General features: G+C 48.4%; 10 protein-coding genes and 1 pseudogene. 8 read left to right on the forward strand and 3 right to left on the reverse strand.

Features of this window, described 5'->3' with window-relative positions:
* Positions 1 to 199 precede the first annotated feature (199 nt).
* From AC0L7R_RS17885 to AC0L7R_RS17915, 7 genes and pseudogenes are all read left to right on the forward strand, one after another.
* Positions 200 to 1,255 (forward strand): DUF4123 domain-containing protein, encoded by a 1,056-nt coding sequence (locus AC0L7R_RS17885; protein WP_473660504.1) that lies wholly within the window; start codon positions 200 to 202, stop codon positions 1,253 to 1,255.
* Positions 1,255 to 3,012 carry a hypothetical protein gene (locus AC0L7R_RS17890; protein WP_473660506.1) on the forward strand — a complete coding sequence of 586 codons (1,758 nt, stop codon included), beginning with the start codon at positions 1,255 to 1,257 and terminating at the stop codon, positions 3,010 to 3,012. Before AC0L7R_RS17885 ends, AC0L7R_RS17890 begins: the two co-directional genes overlap by 1 nt.
* Positions 3,009 to 3,434: a hypothetical protein gene (locus AC0L7R_RS17895; protein WP_473660509.1), complete on the forward strand. Its 426-nt coding sequence runs from the start codon at positions 3,009 to 3,011 to the stop codon at positions 3,432 to 3,434. Before AC0L7R_RS17890 ends, AC0L7R_RS17895 begins: the two co-directional genes overlap by 4 nt.
* 290 nt (positions 3,435 to 3,724) lie before the next feature.
* Positions 3,725 to 4,009 carry a hypothetical protein gene (locus AC0L7R_RS17900; RefSeq protein WP_473660511.1) on the forward strand — a complete coding sequence of 95 codons (285 nt, stop codon included), beginning with the start codon at positions 3,725 to 3,727 and terminating at the stop codon, positions 4,007 to 4,009.
* On the forward strand, positions 4,009 to 4,467 hold the full coding sequence (locus AC0L7R_RS17905; protein WP_473660513.1) for a hypothetical protein: 459 nt from the start codon (positions 4,009 to 4,011) through the stop codon (positions 4,465 to 4,467). Before AC0L7R_RS17900 ends, AC0L7R_RS17905 begins: the two co-directional genes overlap by 1 nt.
* 49 nt (positions 4,468 to 4,516) lie before the next feature.
* Positions 4,517 to 4,831, forward strand: a complete 315-nt coding sequence (gene cdiI / locus AC0L7R_RS17910) for a ribonuclease toxin immunity protein CdiI (RefSeq protein WP_473660515.1) — start codon at positions 4,517 to 4,519, stop codon at positions 4,829 to 4,831.
* 238 nt (positions 4,832 to 5,069) lie between these two features.
* Positions 5,070 to 6,090, forward strand: a pseudogene (locus AC0L7R_RS17915) (IS30 family transposase).
* A 141-nt stretch (positions 6,091 to 6,231) separates the two neighbouring features.
* On the opposite strand, the gene AC0L7R_RS17920 reads toward AC0L7R_RS17915, so the two are convergent.
* The 3 genes from AC0L7R_RS17920 to AC0L7R_RS17930 form a co-directional block, all read right to left on the reverse strand.
* Positions 6,232 to 7,221, reverse strand: coding sequence for an acyltransferase family protein (locus AC0L7R_RS17920; protein WP_473660517.1), 990 nt, complete (start codon positions 7,219 to 7,221; stop codon positions 6,232 to 6,234).
* Between the two features lie 284 nt (positions 7,222 to 7,505).
* Positions 7,506 to 8,144 carry a YjbF family lipoprotein gene (locus tag AC0L7R_RS17925; RefSeq protein ID WP_473660519.1) on the reverse strand — a complete coding sequence of 213 codons (639 nt, stop codon included), beginning with the start codon at positions 8,142 to 8,144 and terminating at the stop codon, positions 7,506 to 7,508.
* Positions 8,141 to 10,183: a YjbH domain-containing protein gene (locus AC0L7R_RS17930; protein ID WP_473660522.1), complete on the reverse strand. Its 2,043-nt coding sequence runs from the start codon at positions 10,181 to 10,183 to the stop codon at positions 8,141 to 8,143. The genes AC0L7R_RS17925 and AC0L7R_RS17930 overlap by 4 nt, the downstream gene beginning before the upstream one ends.
* A 280-nt stretch (positions 10,184 to 10,463) precedes the next feature.
* Between AC0L7R_RS17930 and AC0L7R_RS17935 the strand changes: the two genes are divergently transcribed.
* A complete protein-coding gene (locus AC0L7R_RS17935; protein WP_473660524.1) occupies positions 10,464 to 11,258 on the forward strand; it encodes a hypothetical protein in 795 nt (264 codons plus the stop codon).
* Positions 11,259 to 11,273: the final 15 nt, after the last annotated feature.

Below are 11,273 nucleotides of genomic sequence, written 5' to 3' on the forward strand. Positions count from 1 at the left end.
ATTTTGCGAAGTCCAAACGGCTGTTTGAGATAGTAAGATAGCAGGATATGTAGCTTGTATTACAAATTCTATTTAAGCTCGAAACCAGCATTATAGCACCGCCTTTCCCCAGCCGCATCGAACGCTTATAAGTTGCGTTATTGCTGCCTAGGGTTATCTGTTGGCAGGTGTGATCGAGGCTTAGTAAAGGCGCTGTATTTTGAACGCTGACAATTTTGATGACTACTGGGTTCAGTCGCCTAAAACGGCTGGGGCACCCGACGAGCCAGACTTGCAGATCAATACAATCGACGGTGTTGAACCGCTTGATGCGCAGCTTGGCGTTGTGGATTTGAAGACTGTACCGGATGCGCTTTACGAGTCGCTTTTCGGCCGGACCTGCGATACAGCGCTGCATACATATGCGATCCTTGATGCAGCCAAAGTGCCGAACCTGCCTGAATTGCTGGAGGTCTCAGGTCTCACGCACCATTGTCTGTTCAAAGGCAATGCCTACGACGAGCTGAAGGACGTAGCCCCATGGATCGTCCAGCTCGAAGACGAAAACGTCTTCACTCGCAACCTGTTCACACAGTCTGACGCGCCATGGCATTTTTGGGACAAAGAGCCAGGGATATATCTACGGTCAGATGCATCTTTGGCTGATCTTTGCGCTCATTTCAGGAGGTTCACAAAAATACAGCAAACCGATGGACGTTGGCGGTATTTCCGGTTTTGGGAACCGCTGGTGTTACAAGCGTACATCACTGAACACAGTAATCGATCAGAACAGCGCTGCCCTTTGTTTCATGGCTATGATGAGATCACAGTTGCGAGTTATGTATGCTGTCCGATACCGGGCCATGTGACCGTTCACTCGCTTCCACAAGATAAGATATCTTCGGAAGGTCCCACGAGTCCCAAATTCGTATCTGCTGATGAAAGAGCGATTGCTGTGGCTATGCAGCGCCGTCGTCAATTGGAAGTCGGTTTAGCTTTACGCAAGAGCTTTGCCGATGAGGCCAGCGGTTTGACAGAGAATGACTTGACTGACTTGGTAGGCCGTGTGGTTCAAAAAATGGACCGCTATCAAGTGCGAGCGGTTCGGCATGTCCATACATTTGCAGCTTGGCAGCTTGTATACGGCGAAGAATTCGAATGCCGTGACCCAGATCGATATATCCAACAAGTATTAGAATCATCCTTGAATGAAGAGCATAAAATGGTTCGTATGAAAGACCGGTTAGGCGATCTACATCAAGCAGGGTTACTGTAATGGCAGATGGAACTGGTCAATCTCCAAGCCCAAGTGATGTGGCCGCACGCGCGCAAGCAAACGCGCCGTCTGCTCAAGGTGATATGGAGCGTGTCTGTTTACCCTGTACGGGACAGGCTGCTGTAGAAGCCAACTACACCGATAGCTGGTTTACGCCTCTTACCAATGGCGCAGTGCGGCTCGAAGACTCTACAGGCATCGTGATTGACGGTTCTTTGACAACCGAGCCATTGATTGCCCACGGTCAGAAAGACGGTGATGCACCCACTGCGCCGCTGGTGACGATGGGAACAACGCCACCTGTTGAAGTCGCACACGGGAGTGTCGTCGCATCGATTATTCCGCAAGGTGGGGGCGAAGCTGATGGCGGTATGGCAGACCTTGGTACTGCACTGACGCAGTTCCGTGACAAGGCACTTATCGACTTGGCGCCTTATGTGCTCGAATGGGAAACAAAGGGGCTTTTATCCATCCCTGATGCGCGTCTGCGTGGCTTTAGTAAGGGGCTGGTGTCTTGGTATGAAGGCGAGGCTGGCTTCTGGGGTGGTGTAAGTGATCTGGCGGTCTCTCAATATCAGGCTGCGACAGCTTGGTATGAAAGCTACGTGGAGAACCAAACGCCTCTTGAACAAGGCTTGCTCAGATATGGCGGCTTGTTCGGCCAGATGTTTGTTTATGGGACATCAATGGCTGAAACTGTCGCTGAAGGTGTGACTGGGCTGTTTGAAGACATCGATGATCTGAGTGAATTCCTCGATATCATCATGCAAGCTTTGCGTGATCTTGCGTCTGGCACTGTTGATCTCATGGAATCTGCCCTGGATAGCCTGCGACAGCTTCCGGGCGAACTAGGTGAACTGTTTGCGCAGTTGATTGATAATGGTCAGGATTGGATTGAACGTCTGATTTTGATCGCAAGCGACACTAACGCGTTCGAATATGTCTTTCATATCCTCATGGCGATTGCCATGAACATGACTCCGAACTTCTGGGCTGAAATGTCCGGCGTCGTGACTGGGTTCATCTTGCCAGAGGTCCTTATTGAGGTCGTTTTAGCGGTGATTGCAGCCCTATTAGGCGGGGGTGGTATCCCATTACTGGCCGGGCGTTTTGCAACATTTATCGTGAAGCTGCGGGGGCTGGCGACCAAAGCCCGTAGCTTGGGGGTCCTCGCAAATATCCTTGAGGCCTTCGTGGACGGTATCCGTGCTTTGGCACGTATCGGCAAAGGCCTGCACGACGAAATCGAAGCCCTCGCACGCGCCGGTGCCGACAACATCGCGCGCATCAGACACCGCGTGCGACAGTACAAGATCGAGGTGGATCCCAATACGCTTGGCATGAACGGTGGCAATATACGTATTGTGCGGAAATTAGATAACCCACCCAAACGTCCTGTCCGGCGACATGACCCTTGCAAAACAAGAGGGAAAGATCCAACAAAAGCAATGAATTCTATGGTGGACCCGGATATTGATTTAGGCGCTGATATGGACGCCTTGAAGCGGGGTCAGTATCAGCAAATCGGCGAAGATATCGTTGTTAATGGACGGACTTACGGATACCATCCAGATACGGGCACTACATTTCCCAAGGCTGGACCTGGGATCATCAATATCGATCGTGCACAGCATCAATTCATCAAGCAGTTGAATGGACAGCCCTATGAAAATGCGATGAAGTTTGCTGAAAATTTCCCAGGGCTAGACAGTGAAAAAATTGCGCAAGTCTTAGAAATTTGGAGGAAGTGCCGTTGATACAAAGAAGTATATTGATCTCAGTTACCCCTGATGCTCTTGAGTTCGCGCTGAAATATCTGAGCTTGATGCCCGATGACGTTCAAAATACCGAAGAGGATGTCATTTCTTACGATTTTTTAGAAGAAAGCCGTAATGGCGCATTCATATCAAGGGTGACAGGAGATTTTTCATTTGCACTTGATATTTTCATATTCGACCAAACGGAAGCTGCATTAAGAGCGTCATTTATTGGTCTATCGCGTGAAGGCATTGACGTATCAGAGCCGGATGAAACCAGAAATGGACCTTTCGATCACATCGTCTATCGTGCCGGAAAACCGTACTTTGCAGAAGTTATTGAAAATACCGAAAGTGGCGATCTTAGGATAGAAGGCTGCACCCCTGAAAGTATGGTGGAAGATATTAACTCTCTCATCTGAAAGGGCATTTTCGAAGGTAACGGCACAATTTTGACCATGAATATGAATGAATTCAACGAATTAGTCAAACAACACACAGGGTGGCTCGATACCGGCGGTAAATCAAGCAAACAACTCATTGCGAGCGCGCTTGCTGAGGTCGACTTCACAGGCTGTAACTTAACTAAAACACTTGAAGGCCCAGTTCGATGACTGGCCAATCGATGGCCTCAACGATCTAATGATTGTAAGATCAGACGGTAGTGTAGGAGGCTAATGAGATTGCGCTAGATATCAACCTGTATTCAGATTTGTCCGAAGAAGAGTTAAGAGATTTTTTAAAGAAAGTCGTTGATGAATCTGGATTTTCTATCCACTCAGACTGGAAAGATGTTTATCCACCGGGACGTTTTGATCACGAAATCTTAGCGGGCTTAGGGAGGTCAATGAACATCCAATCCGCAGCAGGTTTGCGTATACGAAAGGAAAATATTGAAGGCCAGTTTCAGTTTCTGAGTACCATTTTGAAACAAATTTCTCATGATGCTAGCGGTGTGATGGTTCTGAATGGTGATACGCTCATGTTTGAGGACTAATGAACAAAGCGTCTCTAAAAATTATTAAGTCACCATATACAGATGGTTGTGGGACTGCATGGGATGGCAAGACGGTCGCATCAAGCTGTTTGGCGGCGGTAATGAATGAAGCCGCTAATAACCCATACAATCGTGAACGCTTCTTGGGTTTTCTAAACAAGGCGTTAAAGCCTGATGCTACGGATCACTGGGTCCATTCAGGAAACGGCCCAAACCTAATGGTCGTGAATGATTATGCATTTTTAGATCATGACTACTTTGAAGACAAAAAAGCCTTTATGAGACTTGATGAAGTCTTCAAAACCGTGGCTTGGATCGAGACACTTGAAGAGCGGGGTTTTCCAATGGCTGACATTGAGTACCCAACTCATGAGTTCAATTTTATTGCAGATGGTCCGACTGCGGAAGCCGAGTTCCACCTAGCGAGCCAGTTTCGCGGATCAACTGCTTTCGGATAGTGATCTCACAACCTGCGCGTTTAACGTCGTTTTTTCCGAAGTGAACTAGATGAGAACACGGATTTCACTTAACCCTGATCTATATCCAATCGAGTCCTTCCTTAACGGATTAAACGATATCAAATTTGCTAAAGTGCTCGAGCAATTTTCACATGGACGAGAGTATAATCCAGAAAATTTGTCGTGTGTGTTTCCTGAAGGACTGGCTGAAGATGAAGGCGGGCCAGCAGAACGATTTGGGTACATTGAATTTTGGACATATTCTGGAAACCAAGAGGTGCGTATCTCTTTTGAAGATTTTCTCAAATACGTGAGTGCCGCTGTTCAAGAACACATCCGGCAAGAACCAAAGCAAGAGGCATAAATCTTAGAGATTTTGGGTTTGGTACGGATCAAAATCAAACGGATTGAAATGGATCATATTGCTTACTTGGCATCGCGTAACATGAGTTAGACTCACAGCCTATCCTTGAATACCTTTCCTATCCGTCTACTTAACATAACCCTGATTATTGGCACATTCTGTGTGCGAGGTGCGCGCTACCCTGACTTGCGACTTTTGAGTGATAACAGCCTGTTGGCACACAAAAGGAAAACGCACAATGAGACCCTACAAGCAGCTAGACTTAGAAGAAAGACGCAAGATCGAGACATGGCGCGCAGCCAAAGTGAGCGTTGATGTGATCGCAGAACGTCTTGGACGTGACAGATCGACCATCTTCCGCGAACTCCGACGCAACCACTTCTCAGATGCTGAGATGCCAAAAGTTGTTGGCTATTTCGGTGTTGTGGCGTCGATGAAGGCGCTCTCACGCCGTCAAAAAGACCGCAAGTTGATGCGGCATACAGCGCTGCGAGAATTGATCATCGAACGTATCAAAGACGGCTGGACCCCGGAGCAAATCGCCGGCTGTTTGATCTATGAAGGCGATAAACTACGGGTCTGCCAAGAGACGATTTATCGCTACATTTACTCCAAAAAAGGCATGCGCGATGAGCTGTGGTGGTACCTGTCCCTGCACCGAAAGAACCGCACACCCCGCCGCGCCGGCAAGCGCCAGAAGCCCAAGTTTGATCGTGATGTCAGCATCTTGTTCTGGCCAGACGATGCCGCTCACAGGCGGCAGTTTGGTCACTGGGAGGGCGATTTAATGCTGTTTGAACAGAAGCGCGGCCAGATGAATGTGACCTCACTGGTCGAGCGGGTTAGCCACTTCACCGTGATCCTCAAAAACCCAAACAAGCGGACGAAACCTGTGATGGGCAAGATCATGAAAGCCATCAAAGATCTGCCTTTGATCGCGCGACGGTCTATCACCTTCGATCGCGGCACTGAGTTCGCCAGCTGGCCGCACCTGCAGGCCGAGACCGGCACCCAGACCTGGTTCTGCGATCCTTCCTCGCCTTGGCAGAAAGGCACCGTAGAACACCAATCGGCGCGCCAGGCGATGGCTTGCCCGTAAACGTGATATCAGGGGGATGACTGACCATGACGTCAAGCAGATCTGCGACCAACCCAACAACACGCCACGCAAATGCTTAGGCTGGAAAACTCCCGCCGAAGTCTTCAGAGAAAAGATGATGGAGGAAATGGGCAAAGCACCCTACCCTCAACGACAATAGGAGTCGCGCTTCAGATATCGCTCACAGAGCTCCGTGTTTTTATGATCCGCAATCACCGTATGACTCGAGACCCAAGTCTCTTCCAGCATTTCGTGGAGTCGCGTCCATTGATTGATTCGATGCACCACAAGTGAAAAAGGCTCATGCCAGCCGTGAACGTAAGAAGGATTGAGCGGGACGCTCATAGATATAAAGACTTAAAATTGCTACAAGCAAGGATATCCACAACACTAACGCAAAAGAAAAGAACCCGCTTAAGTCAAGACTATCAACTGCTCCAATCACAGGTCTATGAATAAGATAAACTCCAAAGGAGATTCTACCTAAAAATCGCAAAAAGGGATGCACTAAAAACCCAAACGCTTTAGATTTCCACAATACCATTAAAAAAATTAAAACGGGATATCCTGCTGTGATGGGGTCAATATAGTTGGGGAGCACCAGCCAACCAAGCTCCCTTCTCACCTCAGGGAGCGCGATGGGCAACGCGCAAAGAACTACCGCCCCAACCCAAGGATAAACAGATATATTTGAGCGCAATCGAGCTGCAACTCCGCCTATAACAAAAAAATGTAGCCAGTAAGGTAGGCTATATTCACTGGCATCGATTGATATTAGAAGAACACCTTGGAAAACTAATAATGACACGAAGCCTCCCCACAAATAGTCTCGGCTCCGCGCAAACCACAAAAAAATGAAAAGTACATAGAACTGCACTTCTACCGGTATTGACCACAATACGGAAGTGCCTTGAATAAGCAGCACGTTACCCAACCATTCAGGCAGAGTACTGAAATTATATAGTTCTCTCCCAGTAACTAACCACACGAAGCTAGCTACCAAAATGACGGCGTAGAATAGAGGCAGGACCCTTGCACCTCGTGCTACGGCGTATTTAAAAATTTTTCGCCTAGAAAAAGTAATGTCGAGATAGAGAGACGCTATGAGAAAGCCGCTGAGAATATAAAAAAGCGCCACGCCCTGCTGACCAAAGCCGCGGCCGAATACCTCCGGTAGAAAGCCGGCGTTCGCGCAATGAGAAATTAATACGACCAAAACCGCAACCCCTCGCAGCCCGTCTAGCTCGTCAATATGGTTAAGCTTCAAAATACGGCTTTCGGATGGTTTCATGGCCTGCCTTGCAAGTGACAAAATGTCGTAGATGCTTGTTTCTATCCGTAAGCGCACAAGGTCAAGCACCTACGTCTGTTTTGCCTTCGATCTATCAACGTATTCGGTTACGGCCAAGCTTTGCGAAGTCGTATCAAAGATGAAATTTGTTCGTTCCGCCCGCAGCGACATCAATGTTGCGCATCTCGTCCGTGACCACCCTCAGACTAATAACCGACGCAGTACAGATACCTCTCAAAAAGCGCTACAGCTTGAGCACTAGTCGCCTGCGAGAGCCATTGATCTTACAATGGCCGCGTGACGCGCGTCACCATAGCGCCCACGTTGTCACCTACCCATTGGCGTGATTGAATGATTTCTCGACGTCTTAAATCTACCCAATAAAGATTTTCGAACGAGCTTGTCAGGCTTTCGCAAGCCTCAGACATCAAGAGCGTTGAGATCTTGCCCGTCGTCAATTCAACATCCTGAAATTCTCGCACACCAATTTCACAGCGAAACGTTCGTCGCACTGCCCTATCTTCGCCATTTAGGTATGTGTGGAACCGATCTGACGTTCCCGTTCGACCGGCTAGGACTAAGGCAAGCGGCTGCGAAAGCTCCGCGCCAACCAGAGGTTCTCCAAATCCATAGATGCTGTGCAGCATACCATTTTGTAGGACAATTCCTCCCAAGTCAGCACTGAGGTAACGAGCGTAGTCGCCGTCTTGTTGCTCCAAAATAAGCTTGCCGGCAACGCCAAGATCTATGAGTTCGATATCCAAAATTGGGCGCGGTTCAGTTAGTAACTCCGAGAACCGCGGTGACGGAATATACTCGCCTGGCGCAAAGTAGCTTCCGACGGTATCCAGCGTTGTCCGCTCTGGGTCGGAACTACAACTGCTCAACAACAAAATAAGCGGGAGGGACAAAAAACGGATCATCGCAAGTACCTCCCCCAACCATCACGTAATTCTGGGCCACGGTAGTCTCGAACAAATGGATAGAGCCGGTTCTGTACGTTCAGCCGTGCCCCACCATCCCGCAAAATTGGTTGGAGCTTTTGGCTAAGTACTCGGCGCGATGGTTGGCCCGTGAAAAAGGACAATGGGATCTCAAGGGTCAGCCCTTTATCGAAACTCCCCTCTCCAAAGTCATCGAAGGGAACATCCGTTAGCGTGAAATAACCTCCGACTTTAACACCATTGTTGAATTCACGTTTTACGGTAAGTGTCCCCCCCCAATCACCCGCGAGATAACGACCGACGTCGACTTGGGAGTGAAATCCATTTCCAATATCATAGTAGGCCGATGCATGACCGGTCACCACATCGTAGTCTTGAAAACCCAGCAACATATCAAAGTCACGCTGCTTGACATAATTCAGCTCTACGCCGAGCGCCAAACGACTATCAATCGGAGACCAAAGAAATTCTGATGATAGACCGCCGTATTGGTTCTCAAGATAGCCGGTCGTAATACGCGCAAATGCCTCAGGCGCCGGTCGCCAGATATATTCCGCTGTAAGTTGGTTGATCTCAAGATCAGCCTCCCGCGCATATTTGAAAGATTCTGATCGAACTTTTTGGATTACAGAGTCGGATTCGCGATCGGAGTCTCCAAGGTTGCCGGCCACAGGATAACGTATGCGCGCATCGAATGTGAACCCTGGTGCACTTTGGTAGCTTGCCCGTAATTCGGCTCCAAAATCGATCCGAATTGGACTCTGCGGATCGAAGAATGATGTTGCTGCATAGGGGCCCAAATCATAGCGAAAATTAGTGTCACCCGCGCCAACGGTGCTCGCATCTTCGATGACGGCTCGAGCAAGCGTTCGCCAATCAGAGTCAAAGTCATATTGAAGATCTTCAAGATCTGCTCGATGTGTTGTGACTGAACTGATTGGAACACCTCGTTCTTGGAATACGATGGTGAATTCCTCGATTTGGGGGGGCAAGGTATTGGCTAATATCCGCGCCGCCCGGCCCGCGGCCTGCGCTTCAACACCCCAGCGGTCGTTTTGGACAAACAGTATGGCACCACTTTCACTTAGCTCGATATTAGCTAGCGCCAGCCCCTCTTGTTCTAACCGGTTGGTGATCTCCACTTGGTTCCGTGACAAACCATCAGAAACAAGATCGCCGCGATACCTTATTGGCGCGGGGAAATCTTCACGGCCACCCACAATCAAGGGGTTTTTCAGGTCAAAGGCAAAATCGAATTGGCCGCCAAGGGTCGTACCACCTATCAAATAGACCTTAGCACCAACACCATTTTGGAAGCGATATTCCAAAGCAGCGTTGATTGGGGATCGAATCGTGGCCCCAGCATTTGCCTGCTCGCGGTAGTAAAGGTCAGGGGAGTACTCTAACTGGATGCTTAGCTGTTCATTGAGGTCAAAATTCAATCCGCCAAATAGGGCTGCAGGTCCCTGAAACCACCGCCCTACCGCAAATTGCCCCCCCGTAGCCGCATTTTCCCCAGAACGGTCAACATTATCAAAACCAAGTACTGTCAATGGATTATCAAATTTACCACGACCTGCGAATCTACCCCAACCAACTCCACCAGTTACACTCAGCCTATCTGACACCTGCTTGGTCGCAACGATGTACTCGCCAGATAGAATTCCGGTCCCCAACAAATCCCTCAGACCGATTCCTATGGCCGGCAGAGCGTCTCTTTCTTCGAGAAGCACAAAGTGTGCATCAAAGCTACGATCAAAAAGTGGTCCATCACTAAGAAAATCGTCAGTGATTGAATATCGAAAACTCCCATAAGCCCGAGGGAACAGTTGAAACACAAGAGTGTTACGAAGTGTTATATCAGAAATAGACACCCCGAATGAAAACTCATCCACATTAAAGCCCGTCGCGACAGGCGTCTCAACCAAGCCGGGAGTGCCATATGTCGACAATGTCGTATCGCTTAGAGCGACCACAGGGAACGCACCGACGATACCTAGGCCCAAAAATTTAATCATAGTTTTAGAGAGCCCAAGCAAAAATCACCTACCCTTCGATTTCACTTCCATGCGTCAATTGCATCTATCATGCCCAATGTAAGTAAGGGCGAACCAAGCCGCAAGCGCACTCAAGACGCGACCGCCCATTCACTACTAGAGAAACCTCATAGAGGTCGAGCACAACACAAGTACGTTGCATACGCCTGACGAAAGGCTTAGGCCAGCCATGCACGAAGCCGGTGTAAAAAGTCCGACTTTTATAACTCGAAGTAACAATCTAAAATGAAGTAAAACTCCTATGCCGAAAATTGCAATTTGCTTCTTTGGGATAACAAGGTCGCTATCTGACACATATCCGTCGATCGACAAAAATATTATAAAAGCCAGCAAACATTTTGGTGATGTAAAAGTTTTCTCACACCTCTTTAACCAACGCACCTTAAACAGTAAACGATCCCGCGAAGTTGGTTCAATCAGCGAGGACGAGCACCTCATTATACCTCATGACTGGTTGGAGTTTGATGAGCCCGACACAGAGCAACTCAAGGCGGAGCTAGACAGTCTATTGGAGCACGGCGATGCATTCAATGACAACGGCACAACGTTGAGAAATTTAGTTCATCAACTCTATTCAATCGATCAAGCATGTGAAGCTGCACTCAACTGGGATCCGGACATAGTAATTTTTGCTAGGCCTGATCTAAAATACCACGACAGCTTCTTCGACATACTACAGGACACTGTGGCTGGGTTTGGGAGCCATATTTGGATCCCAGACTGGCAACACTGGAACGGCGGATACAATGACAGATTTGCAGTTTGTCGAGGCAAAAAATCTATAAAAGCATATGGCCAAAGGCGCCGTGTTGCAGTTGAATTTTGCGTAAACAATGCAACGCCATTAGACCCCGAAAACCTAGTCCGTTATAGCATCGAAAAGTCAGGAGTGGCTACAACTTTTGTTAGAAATCGGGCATCGCGCATGCGCTTGGGAGGTAAACAGAGAAAAGAGTCGTTTATGCACTATAAACTTCATTACTTTTGGCAAAAAATCATGGCGATTTACGGGCCCTTAGTACGTCTCATAAAGTAGCTGTGGTATGACAAA

This window comes from Yoonia sp. D2-7 (assembly GCF_055809435.1).